At 73.4% G+C, this 17,814-nt stretch carries 21 protein-coding genes; 13 read left to right on the top strand and 8 right to left on the bottom strand.

Annotated features, from left to right (window positions below):
• Complete coding sequence (locus ACF07S_RS11920; protein WP_391974098.1) at positions 1–351, top strand: DUF488 domain-containing protein; 351 nt, start codon at positions 1–3, stop codon at positions 349–351.
• A gap of 22 nt (positions 352–373) precedes the next feature.
• Here ACF07S_RS11920 and ACF07S_RS11915 read toward each other — a convergent pair whose 3' ends face one another.
• A complete protein-coding gene (locus ACF07S_RS11915) occupies positions 374–2,047 on the bottom strand; it encodes an FAD-binding dehydrogenase (protein ID WP_391963986.1) in 1,674 nt (557 codons plus the stop codon).
• A gap of 311 nt (positions 2,048–2,358) precedes the next feature.
• Between ACF07S_RS11915 and ACF07S_RS11910 the strand changes: the two genes are divergently transcribed.
• The 3 genes from ACF07S_RS11910 to ACF07S_RS11900 all read left to right on the top strand — a co-directional run bounded on the left by ACF07S_RS11910 (position 2,359) and on the right by ACF07S_RS11900 (position 5,124).
• Positions 2,359–3,000 carry an alpha-ketoglutarate-dependent dioxygenase AlkB gene (locus tag ACF07S_RS11910; RefSeq protein WP_391963987.1) on the top strand — a complete coding sequence of 214 codons (642 nt, stop codon included), beginning with the start codon at positions 2,359–2,361 and terminating at the stop codon, positions 2,998–3,000.
• A gap of 92 nt (positions 3,001–3,092) precedes the next feature.
• Complete coding sequence (locus ACF07S_RS11905; RefSeq protein WP_391963988.1) at positions 3,093–3,839, top strand: MBL fold metallo-hydrolase; 747 nt, start codon at positions 3,093–3,095, stop codon at positions 3,837–3,839.
• Between the two features lie 52 nt (positions 3,840–3,891).
• Complete coding sequence (locus ACF07S_RS11900) at positions 3,892–5,124, top strand: DUF4032 domain-containing protein (RefSeq protein ID WP_391963989.1); 1,233 nt, start codon at positions 3,892–3,894, stop codon at positions 5,122–5,124.
• Between the two features lie 29 nt (positions 5,125–5,153).
• Here ACF07S_RS11900 and ACF07S_RS11895 read toward each other — a convergent pair whose 3' ends face one another.
• Entirely contained in the window at positions 5,154–6,026 is an 873-nt protein-coding gene (locus tag ACF07S_RS11895) for a universal stress protein (RefSeq protein WP_391974097.1), read from the bottom strand.
• Positions 6,027–6,338: 312 nt separating this feature from the next.
• On the opposite strand from ACF07S_RS11895, the gene ACF07S_RS11890 reads away from it, so the two are divergent.
• The 4 genes from ACF07S_RS11890 to ACF07S_RS11875 all read left to right on the top strand — a co-directional run bounded on the left by ACF07S_RS11890 (position 6,339) and on the right by ACF07S_RS11875 (position 9,738).
• On the top strand, positions 6,339–7,016 hold the full coding sequence (locus ACF07S_RS11890; RefSeq protein ID WP_391963991.1) for an AIM24 family protein: 678 nt from the start codon (positions 6,339–6,341) through the stop codon (positions 7,014–7,016).
• 110 nt (positions 7,017–7,126) lie between these two features.
• Complete coding sequence (locus ACF07S_RS11885; protein ID WP_391974096.1) at positions 7,127–8,086, top strand: threonine/serine dehydratase; 960 nt, start codon at positions 7,127–7,129, stop codon at positions 8,084–8,086.
• Between the two features lie 148 nt (positions 8,087–8,234).
• Entirely contained in the window at positions 8,235–9,206 is a 972-nt protein-coding gene (locus tag ACF07S_RS11880) for an LLM class F420-dependent oxidoreductase (RefSeq protein WP_391974095.1), read from the top strand.
• Positions 9,207–9,312: 106 nt separating this feature from the next.
• Positions 9,313–9,738: an SsgA family sporulation/cell division regulator gene (locus ACF07S_RS11875; RefSeq protein ID WP_391963994.1), complete on the top strand. Its 426-nt coding sequence runs from the start codon at positions 9,313–9,315 to the stop codon at positions 9,736–9,738.
• An 18-nt stretch (positions 9,739–9,756) separates the two neighbouring features.
• Here ACF07S_RS11875 and ACF07S_RS11870 read toward each other — a convergent pair whose 3' ends face one another.
• The 4 genes from ACF07S_RS11870 to ACF07S_RS11855 form a co-directional block, all read right to left on the bottom strand.
• The gene (locus ACF07S_RS11870) at positions 9,757–10,278 is read right to left on the bottom strand and encodes a DUF6328 family protein (RefSeq protein WP_391963995.1); all 522 of its coding nucleotides are present in this window, start codon (positions 10,276–10,278) and stop codon (positions 9,757–9,759) included.
• Between the two features lie 69 nt (positions 10,279–10,347).
• On the bottom strand, positions 10,348–11,331 hold the full coding sequence (locus ACF07S_RS11865; RefSeq protein ID WP_391963996.1) for an aldo/keto reductase: 984 nt from the start codon (positions 11,329–11,331) through the stop codon (positions 10,348–10,350).
• Positions 11,332–11,399: 68 nt separating this feature from the next.
• Positions 11,400–12,101 carry a ribonuclease H gene (locus tag ACF07S_RS11860; RefSeq protein ID WP_391963997.1) on the bottom strand — a complete coding sequence of 234 codons (702 nt, stop codon included), beginning with the start codon at positions 12,099–12,101 and terminating at the stop codon, positions 11,400–11,402.
• A gap of 191 nt (positions 12,102–12,292) precedes the next feature.
• Positions 12,293–12,775, bottom strand: a complete 483-nt coding sequence (locus tag ACF07S_RS11855) for a VOC family protein (RefSeq protein WP_391974094.1) — start codon at positions 12,773–12,775, stop codon at positions 12,293–12,295.
• A gap of 310 nt (positions 12,776–13,085) precedes the next feature.
• Here ACF07S_RS11855 and ACF07S_RS11850 point away from each other — a divergent pair, with 310 nt between their 5' ends.
• Together ACF07S_RS11850 and ACF07S_RS11845 are read left to right on the top strand one after the other, a co-directional pair.
• Complete coding sequence (locus ACF07S_RS11850; protein ID WP_391963999.1) at positions 13,086–13,742, top strand: ATP-dependent Clp protease proteolytic subunit; 657 nt, start codon at positions 13,086–13,088, stop codon at positions 13,740–13,742.
• The gene (locus ACF07S_RS11845; RefSeq protein ID WP_391964000.1) at positions 13,739–14,344 is read left to right on the top strand and encodes a ClpP family protease; all 606 of its coding nucleotides are present in this window, start codon (positions 13,739–13,741) and stop codon (positions 14,342–14,344) included. Before ACF07S_RS11850 ends, ACF07S_RS11845 begins: the two co-directional genes overlap by 4 nt.
• Positions 14,345–14,372: 28 nt before the next feature.
• Here ACF07S_RS11845 and ACF07S_RS11840 read toward each other — a convergent pair whose 3' ends face one another.
• On the bottom strand, positions 14,373–14,795 hold the full coding sequence (locus ACF07S_RS11840) for a helix-turn-helix domain-containing protein (protein ID WP_391974117.1): 423 nt from the start codon (positions 14,793–14,795) through the stop codon (positions 14,373–14,375).
• A gap of 276 nt (positions 14,796–15,071) precedes the next feature.
• Between ACF07S_RS11840 and ACF07S_RS11835 the strand changes: the two genes are divergently transcribed.
• Positions 15,072–15,959, top strand: coding sequence for an RNA polymerase sigma factor SigF (locus tag ACF07S_RS11835; RefSeq protein ID WP_391964001.1), 888 nt, complete (start codon positions 15,072–15,074; stop codon positions 15,957–15,959).
• Positions 15,960–16,014: 55 nt separating this feature from the next.
• Here the strand turns inward: ACF07S_RS11835 and ACF07S_RS11830 are convergent, their stop codons facing one another.
• Positions 16,015–16,470, bottom strand: a complete 456-nt coding sequence (locus ACF07S_RS11830; protein WP_391964002.1) for an ATP-binding protein — start codon at positions 16,468–16,470, stop codon at positions 16,015–16,017.
• 144 nt (positions 16,471–16,614) lie between these two features.
• On the opposite strand from ACF07S_RS11830, the gene ACF07S_RS11825 reads away from it, so the two are divergent.
• Both ACF07S_RS11825 and ACF07S_RS11820 read left to right on the top strand, forming a co-directional pair.
• Positions 16,615–17,196, top strand: coding sequence for a PRC-barrel domain-containing protein (locus ACF07S_RS11825; protein WP_391974093.1), 582 nt, complete (start codon positions 16,615–16,617; stop codon positions 17,194–17,196).
• Positions 17,196–17,624 carry a PRC-barrel domain-containing protein gene (locus ACF07S_RS11820; protein WP_391964004.1) on the top strand — a complete coding sequence of 143 codons (429 nt, stop codon included), beginning with the start codon at positions 17,196–17,198 and terminating at the stop codon, positions 17,622–17,624. Before ACF07S_RS11825 ends, ACF07S_RS11820 begins: the two co-directional genes overlap by 1 nt.
• Positions 17,625–17,814: the final 190 nt, after the last annotated feature.

Genomic DNA, 17,814 nt, shown 5'->3' with positions numbered 1-17,814 from the left:
ATGAGCGTGCGCGTGCGCCGCGCCTACGAGGCGCCCGAGCCGGACGGCGGGGTCCGTGTGCCGGTCGACCGGCTGTGGCCGCGCGGTCCGGCGAAGGACGCGGCGCGGGTCGACGAGTGGCCCAAGGGGCCGACCCCGTCGGCCGGACTGCGCCGCTGGTACCACGCGGAGGACCGGCCCTACGAGGAGTTCCGCGAGCGCCACGAGGCGGAACTGGCCGCTCCGGAGGCCGCCGGACTCCTCGCCCCTGTGCGTGAACCGGCCGGTGAGGGCCCTGTGACGCTGCTGACCGCGTCCAGGACACCGCAGCACGGTCACGCGGAGGTGCCGGCCCGCCTGCTCGAGGACTGAGGGGCGGGCCGCACCGCGTGTCCTACGCCGTCCGGTCGGCCGCCGCCCGGCCCGCCGCCCGGCCCGAGAAGAGGCAGCCGCCGAGGAAGGTGCCCTCCAGGGCGTTGTAGCCGTGGACACCGCCGCCGCCGAAGCCCGCCACCTCGCCCGCCGCGTACAGGCCCTCGACCGGCCGCCCGTCGGCGCCCAGCGCCCGGGAGTCGAGGTCGGTCTGGATGCCGCCGAGCGTCTTGCGGGTCAGGATGTGCAGCTTGACACCGATCAGCGGTCCGGCCGCCGGGTCGAGGATGCGGTGCGGGGCGGCGACGCGCCCGAGCCGGTCGCCGAGGTAACGGCGGGCGTTGCGGATGCCCTGCACCTGGGCGTCCTTGCTGTACGCGTTGGCCAGCTGCCGGTCGCGGGCCTCGATCTGGCGGCGTACGACGGCCGCGTCGAGCAGCGGCTCGTCGGTGAGGGCGTTCATCTTCTCGACCAGCTGTTCGAGGGCCGGGGCGGTCACGAAGTCCGCGCCCTTGCGCAGGAAGGCGTCCACCGGCCCGGGGGCGCCCTTGCCCAGCACGCGTTCGCGCAGGAAGCCGGCCCGGTCCCGCGCGGTGATGTCGGGGTTCTGCTCGGAGCCCGACAGCGCGAACTCCTTCTCGATGATCTTCCGGGTGAGGATGAACCAGGAGTGGTCGTGTCCGGCGATGTCCTTCGTGGTGCGCAGGTGCCTCAGCGTGCCGAGGGTGTCGTAGCCGGGCAGACAGGGCTCGGGCAGGCGGCGGCCGAGGGCGTCGAACCACATCGAGGACGGTCCGGGCAGGATGCGGATGCCGTGGCCGGGCCAGATCGGGTCCCAGTTGCGCAGGCCCTCGGTGTAGTGCCACATGCGGTCCCGGTTCACCAGACGCGCCCCCGCGCGGGCGCTGATGTCGAGCATCCGCCCGTCGACGTAGGCGGGAACGCCGGTGGCCATCTCGCGCGGCGGGGTGCCCAGCCGCTCGGGCCAGTACCGGCGGACGATGTCGTGGTCGGCGCCGATGCCGCCGCTGGTGACGATCACGGCCTGGGCCGTGAGCTCGAACTCGCCGGCGGCCTCGCGGCCGGAGGCGACCCCGCGCGGCGCGTCGTCCGGGGCCAGCACGGTGCCGCGCACACCGCGCGCGGCACCGCCCTCGACGACCAGCTCGTCGACCCGGTGGCGGTGGTGGAAGGTGAGCAGTCCGTCGCGGGCGGCCTGCCGGGCGTAGCGGGCGAAGGGCGCGACGACGCCGGTACCGGTGCCCCAGGCGATGTGGAAGCGGGGCACCGTGTTGCCGTGGCCGTCCGCGCGGAGGTCTCCGCGCTCGGCCCAGCCGACGGTGGGCAGGAAGGTGATGCCGTGCCCGTCCAGCCAGGAGCGCTTCTCCCCCGCCGCCCATGCGACGTAGGCGCGTGCCCAGCGCACCGCCCAGCTGTCCTCGTCGTCCAGCCGGTCGAAGCCCGCGCTGCCCCGCCAGTCGCTCCAGGCCAGGTCGAAGGAGTCCTTGATGCCCAGGCGCCGCTGCTGCGGTGAGTCCACCAGGAACAGTCCGCCGAAGGACCAGAAGGCCTGGCCGCCGAGGTTGGCGGCGTTCTCCTGGTCGACCAGGGCGACCCGGCGGCCCCGGCTGGTGAGTTCGTGGGCCGCGACCAGGCCCGCGAGGCCCGCTCCGACGACGATGACGTCGGCGTCCATGGCGACCGTCCCTTCCTGTCATGGGGTGAGAGCAGCGCGTTCGGCAGTTGTTTCGGCCGGGCCCGGGCGCGCTCGGCGTACAGCGCGAAGAACAGCTCGTCCAGGCCGGCGAAGTCGGAGGAGAAGGCGCCCCGGGTGCAGCCGGCGCCTGGTGACGCGCCCGGTCGTACCGCCCACGGCCATGTCCGCTCCCCCGTCCGATACGGGAACGTATCCGATGCACCGGTGCATGCGACAGGCTCCGGGAGCCGGAGATGCGGCACGCCGGACGATCTGGAACATATTTTCGAATCAAGGGATACGCTGGCCGCATGACCAGGCACCACCGCCCCCCGGCGCTCCAGGGATCGCTCTTCGACCAGGCCGACGAGCTGCGGCTCGGCCCGCTCGACGGGCTGCGCCGCACCCGGCTGGGCCACGGCGCCTGGATCGACGTACTGCCGGGATGGCTCGGCGGGTCCGACGCGCTCTTCGAGCACCTGGCCGCGGAGGTGCCGTGGCGGGCGGAGCGACGCCAGATGTACGACCACGTCGTGGACGTGCCCCGGCTGCTGTCGTACTACCGCGCCGGCGAACCGCTGCCGCACCCGGTGCTGACCGAGGCGCGCGACGCGCTCGGCGCGCACTACGCCGGCGAACTGGGCGAGCCGTTCACCACGGCCGGACTGTGTTACTACCGCGACGGCCGGGACGGCGTCGCCTGGCACGGCGACCGGATCGGGCGGGGCGCGCGAGAGGACACGATGGTCGCCATCCTCTCCGTGGGCGCGCCCCGCGATCTGCTGCTGCGCCCCATGGACGGCGGGGACACGGTGCGCCGCCCGCTGGGGCACGGCGACCTCGTCGTGATGGGCGGTTCCTGCCAGCGCACCTGGGAGCACGCCGTTCCCAAGAGCACCCGCGCCACCGGACCGCGCATCAGCGTCCAGTTCCGCCCGCACGGCGTGAACTGACCCGCCGTCCGCGCCCGCGCGACGGCCTGCTTTCCTTCTTCCACCGGACGGTCCGAACGGGCCGGACAGGAACGACGGAACGCGGGACGACCATGCGAGCAGAAGTGCGGCACGTCGCGGACGGCACCTACCTGGTGCACGGCCCGAGCACCAACTGGGTGATCCTGACCGAGGGGGACGCCGTCACGCTGATCGACACCGGCTATCCCGGCGACCGCGAACGCCTCCTGGACTCCCTGGCGCAGGTGGGGAGTTCTCCCCGGGCGGTGACCGCCGTGCTCGTCACCCACGCCCACAACGACCACCTGGGATCAGCCGAGTACCTGCGGGCCGCCCACGGCACGCCCGTCTACACCCACGAGGCCGAAGTCCCGCACGCCCGCCGGGACTTCCTGCACCAGGTGGGGGTCGGGCAGGTGCTGCGCAACGCCTGGCGTCCCGGCGTGGTGCCCTGGGCGGTGCACGCCCTGCGGGCCGGCGGGACCGCCGACACGGCGGTCACCGCGCCCGAGCCGTTCCCGGCGCCGGGCGTGCTCGATCTGCCCGGCCGGCCCGTGCCCGTGCCGACGCCCGGCCACACCGACGGGCACTGTGCCTTCCACCTCCCCGGCAGCGGGGTGGTGGTGTCGGGCGACGCGCTGGTGAGCGCTCACCCCACCTCCCGCGTCCGGGGACCGCAGCTGCTGCCCGGCATGTTCCACCACGAGCGCGGCACCGCCCTGGGCTCGCTGGACGTACTGGCGAAGCTGGACGGCGACCTGCTGCTGCCCGGCCACGGTCCCCTGCACGAGGGGTCCGTGGCGGACGCGGCGGAGCTGGCCCGGGAGCGAGCGCAATAGCGGGCGCAATAGGGTGAGGTGAGGACCGCCCACGAGACGAGGACACCCCGCCATGGCACTGCAGATCAACGCCACCAACCCGGAGCATCCCGCGCTCCTGTTGGAACTGCCGTGGCACCTGCCGCTGGAGGAGTGGCCGGACCGGTACCTGGTACCGCTGCCGCGCGGCATCTCCCGGCACGTGGTGCGCTACGCGCGGGCCGGCGACGAGGTGATCGCGGTGAAGGAGCTCGCCCGGCGGCCCGCGCTGCGCGAGTACGAGCTGCTGCGCGACCTGGACCGGATCGGCATCCCGGCGGTGGACCCGCTCGCCGTGGTCACCGGCCGCACCGACACCGCCGGTGAGCCGCTGGAGAGCGTGCTGATCACCCGGCACCTCGGCGGCTCGATCCCCTACCGGTCGATGTTCGAGACGACGCTGCGCCCGGCGACCATGCACCGTCTGATGGACGCGCTCGCCGTGCTCCTGGTGCGCCTGCACCTCTCCGGTTTCGCCTGGGGCGACTGCTCGCTGTCCAACACGCTGTTCCGGCGGGACGCGGGCGCCTACGCCGCCTACCTCGTGGACGCCGAGACCGGCGACCTGCACCCGGAACTGACCGTCGGCCAGCGCGAGTACGACCTCGACCTCGCGCGCGTCAACATCAGCGGTGAGCTGCTCGACCTGGAGGCCTCCGGGGCGCTGCACCCCTCCGTCGATCCGATCGACTTCGGCACCGAGATCTGCGCCCGCTACCGGGGCCTGTGGCAGGAGCTGACCCGCACCTCCGTCTACCCGGCGGGCAAGTACCACTACATCGAGCGCCGCATCCGCCGCCTCAACGACCTCGGATTCGACGTGGCCGAGATGCAGATCGAGCACGCCTCCAACGGCGACACGGTCACCTTCGTGCCCAAGGTCGTCGACGCCGGCCACCACCAGCGGCAACTGCTGCGCCTGACCGGGCTGGACGCCGAGGAGAACCAGGCCAGGCGGCTGCTGAACGACCTGGAGAGCTGGATGGCCACCCAGGACGACTACGCCCCGAACGACCCCCACGGCGCCCGTCCCGAGGTGCTCGCCCACCGCTGGGTGCGGGAGGTGTTCCGGCCCACCGTGCGTTCCCTGCCGCCGGACCTGCGCGGCCCGATGGACGCCGCGGAGATCTACCACGAGCTCCTGGAGCACCGCTGGTACCTGTCGGAGCGGGCGCAGCACGACATCGGCCTCGACACGGCCGTGGAGGACTACATCGAGAACATCCTGCCGAAGGTCCGCAGGTCCCTGCAGCCGACGGCCGACTGACCCGCGGGTCCCCGGTACGGTCCGGCGGCTCAGGCGGGCGGCACGACCGCCACCGGGCAGTCCGCGAGGTGCAGGACACCGTGGGCCACCGAGCCGATCCGGGCGCCCACGGCCGTGCGGTGGGCGCGGCGGCCGACGACCATCAGCTGGGCCGTGCCCGCCACCGACAGCAGCACCTGGCCGGCGCTGCCCATCTCCACGTGCTCGACCACGTGCACGTCCGGATAGCGCTCCCGCCACGGCGCGAGCGCCGCCGCCAGGCCCTTGCGCTCGTACGGCTCCAGGCCCCCGGCCTCGTCGAGGAGCCGGAGCGAGGCCGGGCTGTAGGAGAAGACCGGCGGCAGGGTCCAGGCCCGCACGGCGCGCACGGTGGCGCCGCGCCGGGACGCGGTCTCGAAGGCGAGACCGAGGGCGGCGGCGCTGTCCTTCGGGTCGCCCTGCTGCCCGACCACGATCTCGTGCCCGGTGACCTCGTTCGACGGCCGGTCCCCGGCCCGCACGAAGACCACCGGGCGCTCCGCCCCGACGATCACCTGCTGGCCGACCGAACCGACCAGGAAGCCCATGATCCGCCCGTGGCCGCGCGAGCCGAGCACCAGCATCTCCGCGTCCGCGGCGACACCGCTCAACATGTCCACGGCGTCGCCCTCCGGCACGTCCACGGTCACGGCCAGCTTCGGATGCCGCTCGCGGACGGTGCGGGCCGCCTCGTCGGCGGCGTCGCGCACCCACTGCCGCTGCGCGGCCCGGTCCCCCGTGTCCACCCCGTCGTGCGCCTCGAACCGCCAGGCGTGCACCACCCTGAGCGGCAGGTCCCGGCGGACCGCCTCCCGCGCCGCCCAGGCCAGCGCGGCGAGGCTCTCCCCGGTTCCGTCGACCCCTGCCGTGATCGGGCGCGTCATGCGGTTCCTCCCGGTGTCGTGTCCGCTTCGCGTGGTCCAGTCTTCCCCACGCCGCCGTCATGACGCCCGAGGGGAGCCGGCGTCCGCGGCCCCCTGGCGGTCTCCCGCTTCGCCGGCCACCGCCTGCGCCATGAAGCGGCCCGCCGCACCGTGTGCGACCCGGCCTTCACCCGCGCCGCCCCCGGGGTCCGCCGGCGGCGGGTCCGGCGACACGTACCGGACCCGGCTCTTCGGTGCCCGACGGCCAGGGCCCGCCGGATCCCGTCCCCCGTGCTCCTGGCGGAGGCGGGGAGTCCGGGCGAGGATGCCTCCATGAAGGGTGACCTGTTTTCCAGTCAGCACATGGTGCGGCCCGCCACGGCGCCGGGCATGACGGTCGAGAACGCCAAGTGCCTCCGTTACACGGTCGACGGCGAGATGCTCGCCCGGCAGGGCGCGATGGTCGCCTACCGCGGCGATCTCCAGTTCGAGCGCAAGGGTCAGGGCGTGGGCGGCATGCTCAAACGCGCGGTGACCGGGGAGGGGCTGCCGCTGATGGCGGTGCGCGGACAGGGCGAGGCCTGGTTCGCGCACGAGGCGCAGAACTGCTTCGTCGTCGAGGTCGATCCGGGCGACGAGTTCACCGTCAACGGCCGCAACGTGCTCTGCTTCGACTCCACGCTGGCGTACCGCATCGCGACCGTGAAGGGCGCCGGCATCACCGGAGGCGGCCTGTTCAACAGCGTTTTCACCGGCCACGGCCGACTGGGACTGGTCTGCGAGGGAAATCCGCTGGTCATTCCGGTGTCGCCGCAGTACCCGGTCCACGTGGACACGGACGCGGTCGTCGGCTGGACCGCGGGCCTGAGCACCTCGCTGCACCGGTCGCAGTCGCTGGGGTCGATGCTGCGCGGCGGATCGGGGGAGGCCGTCCAGCTGGTGCTGCGGGGTGAGGGCTGCGTCGTCGTCCGGCCCAGCGAGGCGGCACCGCAGAAGCCCCAGCAGCACTGACCCCGGCCGGCCCGCCGGTCGGGAACGGTGTTGACCTCGGCCGCCGGCCCGGGTCAGGGTGTGTCCCGGCGCGGATCACGCCCCGCGCCGGGCCCGGAGAGGTGGCAGTCGTGATCGAGATCGCCGGCATCGAGACCGCGGCCGAGCGGATCGCCGGACATGTGGTGCGGACCCCGACCGTGCCGAGCCCCGGGCTGTCGGCACTGCTCGGTGCCCCGGTCACGGCCAAACTGGAACTGCTGCAGCGCACCGGTTCGTTCAAGGTGCGCGGTGCGGCGGCGAAGCTGCTGTCGCTGAGCGGGGCCGAGCGGGCCGCCGGGGTCGTGGCGGTGAGCGGCGGCAACCACGGGATCGCGCTCGCGGTCATGGCCGCCGCCCTCGAGGTGAAGGCCACGGTGGTCATGCCGCGTTCGGCGCCCGTGCGGGCCGTGGAGATCGCGGAGGCCGCCGGTGCGTCGGTGCGGCTGACCGACGGCATGGACGGCGCCTTCGCGCTGATGACCCGGCTGCAGCAGGAGGGCCTGACCCTGGTGCACCCCTTCGACGACCCGGTGGTGATCGCCGGGCAGGGCACCGTCGGGCTGGAGTTCGCCGCGGACGCCGGTGAACTGACCGATGTGCTGGTGAGCATCGGGGGCGGCGGACTGATCGCCGGTGTGGCGGCGGCCCTGCGGGCGCTGCGGCCCGGGGTGCGGATCTGGGGCGTGGAGACGGAGGGCGCCCAGGCGATGTCGGCGGCGCTGGCGGCGGGCGGCCCGGTGCCGGTGGAGCTGGGGTCGATCGTCTCCACGCTCAGCGCCCCGGCGGTGTCGCAGCTGACGTACGAGCATGTCTCGGCGCTGGTCACCGAGGTGCTGGTGGTGCCGGACCGGGAGGCGGTGCGCGGCTCGCTGGACCTCGCGGACCACGCCAAGGTGTGGGCCGAGCCGGCCGCCGGCTGTCTGCTGCCCGCCGCGCGGCAGGTGCTGGAACGCGTCGGCGGGGAAGCCCGGCTCGGGCTGGTGGTGTGCGGCGGCAACGCCACCACCGGCGACATGATCGCCTGGACGGACCGCTTCGAGCTGCGCTGAGCCCCCGGACGCCGGACCTCGGCGGGTCCCGCCGCGCCATCCGCCGGTCCTCCCGGGGGACGGGCGGGCGGGCGTACGGGGGTCCTGCCCGGTCCTCCCGACGGGTGATCCGCCGTTTTCCCCGGCCGCGGGCGGGGACCCGGGCGGCATGGTGCGTATCGGATACACGATGATGACCGAGCAGGCCGGGCCGCGGGAGCTGGTCGACCATGTGGTGCGGGCCGAGGCGGCGGGCTTCGACTTCTCGGTGACCTCGGACCACTACTTCCCCTGGCTGGACGCGCAGGGGCACTCGCCGTACGCCTGGAGCGTGCTCGGCGCCGCCGCTCAGGCCACCTCGCGCATCCCTCTGATGACGTACGTGACGTGCCCGACGTTCCGCTACCACCCTGCGGTGGTGGCGCAGAAGGCGGCGACGGTGCAGTTGCTGTCCGAGGGCCGGTTCCGGCTGGGCCTCGGCTCGGGGGAGAACCTCAACGAGCACGTGGTGGGCGGCGGCTGGCCGTCCGTGGACGTGCGGCACGAGATGTTCGAGGAGGCGGTGGGGATCATCCGCGCCCTGTTCGAGGGCGGCCACGTGAACCACCGGGGCACCCACTTCGACGTCGAGTCGGCCCGGCTGTGGGACCTGCCGGACCGGCCGCCGCCGATCGGCATCGCGGTGTCCGGGGAGCGTTCCTGCGCCCTCGCGGGCCGGCTCGCCGACCTGGTGATCGCCACGGAGCCGGAGGCCGCGCTGCTCGACGCCTTCGACCGGCACGGCGGGGAGGGCAAACCGCGGGTCGGGCAGCTCCCGGTGTGCTACGACCCCGACCGGGACGCCGCCGTCGAGCGCGCCCACGCCCAGTTCCGCTGGTTCGGCAACGGCTGGAAGGTCAATTCCGAGCTGCCCCATCCGGCCTCCTTCGAGGCGGCGACCCGTTTCGTCCGGCCCGAGGACATCGCCGGATCCATCCCGTGCGGCAGCGACCCGGCGGACTTCGTCGAGGCCGTACGCCCCTACGCCGAGGCCGGTTTCACCGAGATCGCCCTGGTCCAGATCGGCGGCGAGTCGCAGCCCCGGTACCTGGACTGGTCGGAGAGGACACTGCTCCCGGCCCTGCGGGAGGCGTTCGGCTGACGCCGGGGCGGTTGTGGAGCGCGGGCGATTCATCCGCGCGTACTGCGCATCTTGTGAGGATCGGGGGTACTAGAGGGCTCTACGCCGTACTTCCCGGAGGCCCCTCGTGAGCTCGTTCGTGCACAAGACCCTGGTGGTGGAGCTCCAGGCGGGCGACACGGAACGCTTTCCCGTGCTCGCCCACCTCAGCTACGACCCGTCCGATCCGTTCGCCGTCACCGTCGTCTTCAGTCACGACGGCCGCGTCCTCGCGCGCTGGCAGCTGGACCGGGAGATGCTCACCGAGGGGCTCGTCCGCCCGGTCGGGATCGGGGACGTGCGGCTGAGCCCACAGGCCCGGGGTGTGGGGCGGGAGCTGCGGATGGAGTTCTTCGGCGAGACGCACGCCGACGGCGGCCGGCACCACGCGGTGGTGTTCGCGTGGGCCGAGACCGTCGGGCAGTTCCTGCTCGAAACCCGCCGGACGGTGCCGCCGGGCCGGGAGAAGGTCCGCGTCGACGACTTCCTCGAGGACATCCTCGCCGGGAGCTGACCCCGGTCCCGCCCGCCGTCACCGCGTCGTGTGACGGTAGCGGGTCCACATCGGCAGGCCGAGCCAGCACAGGAGGTACCAGCACACCACGCCGGCCACCAGGTACGGGACGAAGTCGTCGTCGGTGGCCACCCGCAGGATGAGCAGGAGCGAGGAGCTGGTGGTGGCGAGCAGCAGCAGGAGGCCAAGCAGGGTGAGCCGGGAGGCCCACCGCACCGCCTGCGGTTTGATGCGCCGCCCGGCGACGAGCCGGTGCAGCGGCACCGGGCCGATGAGCGCGCCGGTGGCACAGGCGCCCACCACCACCGTCACGATGTAGATCGTCCGGTCCGTGTCGGACAGAGTGGCGTAGACCGGGGTGAACACGACGGTCAGCAGGAAGCCGAAGAGGATCTGAACGCCCATCTGGGCGACGCGGATCTCCTGGATGAGCTCCTGCCACATCCGGTCCGCCCTCTCCTCCTCGGTCTCGTCGCGCCCTCTGCGCCCGCTCTCGCCCCGCTCCGGATCCGGCACGGCGCCTCCCTGGGTGTGCGACATCGTTCCGCCCGCACACCCGGGTGCCCCGAACGGCGCCGTCCTCCCCCGGGCCGGCCGCGTTCCCCGCCGTTACCAGCGGGCTTCCACCTGGTCCTTGATCCGCCGCTCGTAGAGGTCCCCGATCGCCTCGAGGGTCGCCCCGGACAGCTCCGGCAGCCGGGCGGCGGCCGCGTTGGCACGGGCCTGCTCGGGCGAGCGGGCACCGGGGATGACGGTGGTGACGCCGGGCTGCTGGATGATCCAGCGCAGTGCCAGCTGGGCCGGGGTGCATCCCTCGGGAGCGAGCGCGGCGAACTCGGCGGCGGCCTCGACACCGGTCGCGTAGTCGACGCCGGAGAAGGTCTCGCCCTGGTCGAAGGCCTCGCCGTGCCGGTTGTAGGTGCGGTGGTCGTTCTCGGGGAAGACGGTGTCCCTCGTGTACTTGCCGGACAGCAGCCCGGAGGCGAGCGGGACGCGGGCGATGATGCCGACGCCCGCCGCACGGGCGGCCGGGAGCACCTCGCGCAGCGGCTTCATGCGGAACGGGTTGAGGATGATCTGCACGCTCGCCACGTTCGGCCGGGCGATCGCGGTGAGCGCCTCCGCACAGGTCTCCACGCTGACGCCGTAGGCGGCGACGCGCTCCTCCGCCACCAGGGTGTCGAGGGCGTCGAACACCTCGTCGGTGGAGTAGACGGGGGTCGGCGGGCAGTGCAGCTGGACCAGGTCGACGCGGTCGACGCCCAGGTTGCGGCGCGAGCGGTCGTTCCAGGCGCGGAAGTTGTCCAGGACGTAGTTCTCGGGGATCTGGTCGACCCGGCGGCCCATCTTGGTGGCGACCAGCACGTGCAGATCGGGCCGGCCGCTCAGGAAGGAGGCGATGGTCTGTTCGCTGCGTCCGTCGCCGTAGACGTCGGCGGTGTCGAAGAAGGTGACGCCCGACTCGGCGGCGGTCTCCAGCACCGCGAGGGCTTCCTTGTCGTCTACGTCTCCCCAGTCCGCCCCCAGTTGCCATGTGCCGAGACCGACCACGGAGGCGTGCTGACCCGACCTGTCGAATGTGCGCTCGTCCATGACCTCAGTCTGTCATCCGGCGGGACCGGCCGGCGGGCGGCTCCGTCCCGTGAGCGCCCCGGCGCGGCTCAGGCCGCCCGGGCGCATTCGGGGTGGCCCCAGCCCTTGTCGTTCCTGGCGATGGGTTCGCCGGCCGCGTAGGACCGCCCGCACGGGCAGCGGCCGGGGAACTTGGCCTTGATCGTGCGGGCGGAGGAGCCGCCGCGCTGCCGGGACGCCTTGGCACCACCGGATGCGCGCCTGGCCGCGGTGCCCGCGGGGCGGTCCGGGGCGGGCGGCGGCTCGGGCGAGCCCAGTTCGCTGCCGGCATCCTGCTGGACGGTGGCCGCCTGGCTGGCCGCGCGGTCGGCGAAGTCGTTGAGCCGGTCGCCGTCGACCTGGTGGGCGGGGACGTAGCGGAACTCCACCGAGCGATTCTGCAGGAGGTCGTCGATGCGTACGACGAGTTCCTGGTTGGCGACCGGTTTGCCGGCCGCCGTGCGCCAGCCGTTGCGCTTCCAGCCGGGCAGCCAGGTGGTGACGGCCTTCATGGCGTACTGCGAGTCCATCCGGACCTCGAGCGGCACGGCGGGGTCGGTCGCCGCCAGCAGCCGCTCCAGCGCGGTGAGTTCGGCGACGTTGTTGGTGGCCCTGCCGAGCGCTCCCGCCTCCCAGCGGACCGGCGCCTCGGACGCGTCGGCGACCACCCAGGCCCAGCCGGCGGGCCCCGGGTTTCCCTTCGAAGCCCCGTCGCACGCGGCCACAACACGTTCACGCATGCGCCCGATCATGCCATGGCCGGGCGCGGCGCCCGCCCCGCGGGTCCGCCGGCGGTGCTGTGCCCGGGGGACTCCCTCGCGGTGGAGAGCCCGGGAGGCGCAGGCCCCGCCCCGTCCGCTCACCCGGGATCCCGCGCATCGCGCGGGAGATCACCCGGGTGAGCGCGGAGCACGTCCGTTCGGGGGATCCGGGGTGCCGGGCGTCACTCGCCCGCGTACGCCTTCTCCAGCGCGGCGATGTCGATCTTGCGCATGGACAGCATGGCCTTCATCGCCCGGTCCGCCTTCTCCCGGTCCGGGTCGCCGATCATCTCGGTCAGCCGCACCGGGCTGACCTGCCAGGAGACGCCGAACCTGTCCTTGAGCCAGCCGCAGGGGCCGTGCTCGCCGCCGCCCTCGACGAGCTTCTCCCAGTAGTGGTCGACCTCCGCCTGGTCCGCGCAGTCGATCTGGAAGGAGATCGCCTCACTGAACGTGAACCGGGAACCCCCGTTGAGGGCGACGAACCTCTGGCCGTTGGCCGTGAACTCCACGGTGAGGACGGAGCCCGTCGTGCCGTGGGCGGACTCCGTGTTCCGCAGGATCCGGCCCGGCTTCGAGTCCTCGAAGAGGGAGACGTAGAAGTTCGCGGCCTCCTCGGCCCGGCCGTCGAACCAGAGACACGTGGTGAATCCATCGGTGGTCATGAGTACCTCCTGGGCGTGGAACGCTGTCACCGGTGTCGACCGGTCCGCGCCCCGGAACTCATCGGTGCGGCCGCGCGGTGGTCCGGACGGCGGCACCACGGGCCGGGGCCCGGGGCCGCGTCGGCGTCCGGTGGCGGGCGATGTCCCGGCGTCCTTCCGGGAGTCGGGGGAGGAGCGGGCCGGGTGAGCGCTTCGCCCGTGGCGAATCTGCCACGGGCAGAGAGGTCCCCGCCCGCCCCGCCGGCCGGTCGAGAGTGGAGGAACGCGGTCCTCCCGGCCGCGTTCCGACGAGCGATCACCAGGAGCGCCGATGTCTCCACTCACCGCCGGCCCGGGGCCGGCACCACTGCCCCGGGCCGAGGACGGCGACACCCCGCCGAACCGGTTCGACGACCACCTCGCCACCCAGTTGCTCGGGCAGCGGATCGTGCTGCTCGGCACCCAGGTCGACGAGGTCTCCGCCAACCGGGTCTGCGCGCAGTTGCTGATCCTGTCCGCCGAGGACCCGCGCACCGACATCAGCCTGTACATCAACAGCCCCGGCGGATCCGTGCACGCGGGTCTGGCGATCTACGACACGATGCGGCTGATCCCGAACGACGTGTCGACCCTCGCCATGGGGTTCGCGGCCAGCATGGGGCAGTTCCTGCTGAGCGTCGGCGCGGCCGGCAAGCGGTACGCGCTGCCGAACGCGCGGATCATGATGCACCAGCCGTCGGGGGGCATCGGAGGCACCACCGCCGACATCGAGATCCAGGCCGGCAACCTGCTGCACGCCAAGCGGACCATCGAGCGGATCACCGCCGAGCACACCGGACAGTCCCCCGAGACCATCTCCCGGGACGGGGACCGGGACCGCTGGTTCACGGCCGAGGAGGCCAGGGAGTACGGGATGGTGGACCGGGTGGTGGAGTCGCTGGCCGACGTCCGCCCGGCCGCCGCACGGCGCAGGGCGGGGCTGCAGTGAGGGGGACGTACACGATTCCGAACGTCGTCGAGCACACGCCTCGGGGCGAGCGGTCCTACGACGTGTTCAGCCGGCTGCTGTCCGAGCGGATCGTCTTCCTGGGCACGGAGATCGACGACGGGGTCGCCAACGTGGTGATCGCGCAGCTCCTCCACCTGGAGTCGGCGGCGCCGGACACCGAGATCGCGATCTACATCAACTCGCCCGGGGGCTCGTACACCTCGCTCATGGCGATCTACGACACGATGACGTTCGTCCGGGCGCCCGTCTCGACGTTCTGCGTCGGGCAGGCGGCGTCCACGGCGGCCGTGCTGCTGGCCGGCGGTGATCCGGGGCGGCGGTTCGTGCTGGAGCACGCGCGCGTACTGCTGGGGCAGCCGGCCACGGGCGGCGCGCGGGGCACGGCCTCGGACCTGTCGCTCCGGGCGAAGGAGATGGTGCGGATCCGCTCCCAGGTGGAGGAGGTGCTGTCCCGGCACACGCGTCACGACGTGGCGACCCTGCGGGCGGACATGGACCGCGACAAGGTCTTCGGCGCCCGGGAGGCCGTGTCGTACGGCCTGGCCGACGAGGTGCTGACCCGGCGCCTGACGGGAATGTGAGGCGGCCGGGCCACGCGATCGGCGGACGTCAGGCGGCCAGGCACAGCCCGTTGTGCGCGGAGCCGGCCGTCCCGCGGCCGGTGCCGGTCCGGGGGGCGGTGACGATCCGGGGGGCGGTGACGATCCGGGGGGCGGTGACGCGGGCCAGCTCGCCGTGGGCCCGCGACAGCAGGTCGCCGAGACCGAGACCGAGCGCCCGGGCGGCGGCCGCGAGGACCTCCGAGGATGCCTCCTTGCGGCCGCGCTCCACCTCCGAGAGGTAGGGCATGGAGATCCGGGCCGCATCGGCGACGTCCTTCAGCGTCCGCTCCTGGGCGAGTCGCTCCCGGCGCAGGACGTCGCCGACGAGGTCGCGCCACAGGGGCTCGCGGGGCGCGGGGGCCGGGGCCGGCGCGGCCGGTTCGGATCGCAGGGGGATGACACGGGCGTGGTCGGGCACTCGGTGGGTCACCTCTTCAGCGTTGGTCACCACCTCAGCCTAGGAAATCAGGCCCCGAACGGAAGGGAGCGGCATTCCGCCCTGAGTGAAGGGACCCGTGCGGCGCCCCGGAACGGGCTCGTGCTGCCGCACGGTCCGCCGGCCCGTACCATCGGTCGTACGGGCGGCGTCCGCGCGGCGCCTTTTCAGCCGCTCGGAGCAGGGTGTGAATGTGTCCGTGCGACCTGGGTACACGCAAGCCCGTAGGGCCCGGGCGCGGGTCAGCCGTGACGTTCGTGGGGAGAGGCAATGGAGACCGTCGTGATCCGGTCGCAGGCGCAGGTAGTCGATCAGCACACCGAGGCCGGGACGGACGACGGGAACCTGACGGACGTGGTGGACCCGCGTGCCGTCGCCCCCCGCGACGCCAGGCAGCTGTCCCGGCAGTTCTTCCGTCGTCTGACGGAACTGGAGGAGGGCACGCACGAGTACCAGTACGCGCGCAACACCCTCATCGAGATGAACATGTCCCTCGTCCGGTTCGCGGCCGGACGGTTCCGCGGCCGCGGCGACGACATGGACGACATCGTGCAGACCGGCATGATCGGGCTGATCAAGGCCATCGACCGGTTCGAGCTGTCCCGCGAGGTCGAGTTCACCTCCTTCGCGCTGCCGTACATCGTGGGCGAGATCAAGCGTTTCTTCCGTGACACCACGTGGGCCGTGCACGTGCCGCGCCGTCTCCAGGAGCTGCGGGTGGAGCTGGCCAAGGCCCGTGAGGAACTCGCCAGCCGACTGGACCGTGAACCCACGGTCGCCGAGCTGGCCACGCTGATGAACATCACCGAGCAGCAGGTGATCGAGGGGCAGATCGCCGCGAACGGGTACAACTCCTCGTCGCTGGACGCCGCCCTCACCGGTGACGGTCCCGAGGGCGGCGAGGCCGTCCTCGCCGACTTCATCGGCGTCGAGGAGGAAGGGCTGCGGCTCGTCGAGGACTTCCACTCGCTGGCCCCGCTCATGGCCGAACTCAGCGACCGGGACCGGGAGATCATCCACATGCGGTTCGTGGAGGAGGCCACCCAGGCGGAGATCGGCGAACGCCTCGGCTGCTCCCAGATGCACGTGTCCCGCCTGATCAAGCGGATCATCACCCGGCTGCGCGAGGGCATGCTGGGCGAGCTCGGCTGCGCCTGACCGGCGGTCCCCGAGAGGCCCGGCGGGCGGCGAAGCCGTCGCCGGGCCGAGTCGTTCAGCCGGTGCCGAGGCTCAGTACCGCGCGTACGCGCTTGCCGACGGGCACCCGCTCCACGTCGATGTTCCGGGCCAGCGCCCGGACGATCTCCAGGCCGTGCCGGCCGATGCGCTCGGGGTCACGGGGGAAGACGCGGGGCAGGGTGGCGCTGCTGTCGTAGACGGCCACCGTGACGGAGGTGTCCGTGCCCTCCAGCTCCAGGATGTACGGCCCGGTGCTGTGCCGGTCCGCGTTGGTCACCAGTTCGCTCACCACCAGCAGGACGGCACCGTCGGCCCGCTCGTCCACCGTGGCGCACCACTCGGTCCTGAGCTGCTCGAGGAAGTGCGCGGCGAAGGCGCGCGCCTCGGCGATGCATCCCGGCTCCCCGGTGAAGTGTGCCGCCCGCCGCAGCGGTTCCACGGGCACGTCGAAACCGATCGGTATCACTGCCCCGTCCAGGTGATAGTTCATGCGTTTCTCTCTGCGAGCCAGGCCGTCCGGACGATCCGCACCAGTCCTCGTACCCCGGGTCCCGCGGTCCAGTCCACCTGATCGGTGTCCTCACTCGCCGGGCGGGAACCCGGGTTCCGCCGGATCCCGGCGGAAGGGCGTGCCATGAACGGACTGACGGCGGTACGGAGCCTGACGACGCTGCCCGTGGTGACGCTGGGCGGAGACGCGGTGGCCCACGTCAAGGACACCGTCTTCGACCCGTCGGCGGTGCGGATCGCCGGCTTCACCCTCACCGGCCGGACCCTGCTGTCGGGCCCGCTGCCGCAGGATCTGCCCTGGCCGGCGGTGCACTGCCTCGGGCGGCACGCGGTCATGGTGCGCGACGAGGGGGCGCTGTTCGACCTGCCCGTGTCGGTGGCGCGCCGGGACGCCGTACGGGGGCGGCTGCTCGGGGCGCAGGTGCTGACCGACGACGGCGACGCGGTGGGCACGGTGCTGGACGTCCTGGTCGAGGGCGGCACCAGCGGCCGGCTGGTCGCCTTCCGGCTCGCCGCGCACCGGGAACTGGTGCACGGCTCCCGGCACCGCCGGCACCGCGTGTACGTGCCGCGGGGCGAGGTCCTGAGCGTCACCGGCCGCACGCTGGTGATCCCCGCGCACGCGACGACGTACGTCACCGATGACCTGCCGGGCTTCGTGGCCCGGGTCGGCGCCCGCCACGAGCGCGGCACGGGGGTGGCGTGATGATGCTGTTCTCGCGGGTGCGCGGGCTGCCCGTGCTGACGCCGGGCGACGCGGACCGTCTCGGGGTGGTGCGCGCCCTGACGGTCGACGCGGCGTCGGGGTCGGTGACGCACGTCCGGATAGGGCGCGGGCGGCTGCGCAGGGAGGCCGTGGTGGCCTGGAGCGCCCTGCGCGCCGTCGGCCCGGACATGCTGATCGTGCGCTCGGCCGGCGGGCGGGCCGGGGCCCCGCCCGCCCGTGATCCGATCGGGAGCAGGGTGCTCACGGAGTGCGGTGAGGAGCGGGGCACCGTGCTCGACGCCGCGTTCGATCCGGTCACCGGCCGTGTCGAGGCGGTGCTGACGACGTCGGGCGAGCTGCCGGCCGGCCGTCTGCTGGGGCTCGGCGACCACGCCCTGGTGATCCGGTCCGGGCACCGCCACGGCTAGCCCGTCGTCCGGATCACGCCGCGGACGCGGGGCCGGCGGGACGCCGTCGCTCCCCGCGACCCGATCCGAACGGCGGGACCCGGCCGGATCGCGTCTCCCCCGCCCGCGTCCGCCGCACGGCGGGCCGCACGGCGGGCGCGGGCGGCGAGAGGGCGGCCGGGGCGTCGCACGGGCGGGCCGGGTGCCGGTG

Origin of the sequence: Streptomyces sp. NPDC016640 (assembly GCF_043076215.1) — a bacterium.
Lineage (GTDB): Bacteria > Actinomycetota > Actinomycetes > Streptomycetales > Streptomycetaceae > Streptomyces.
The sequence above is the reverse complement of the archived record's forward strand: the minus strand, read 5'-3'. Positions and strand labels throughout refer to the sequence as shown.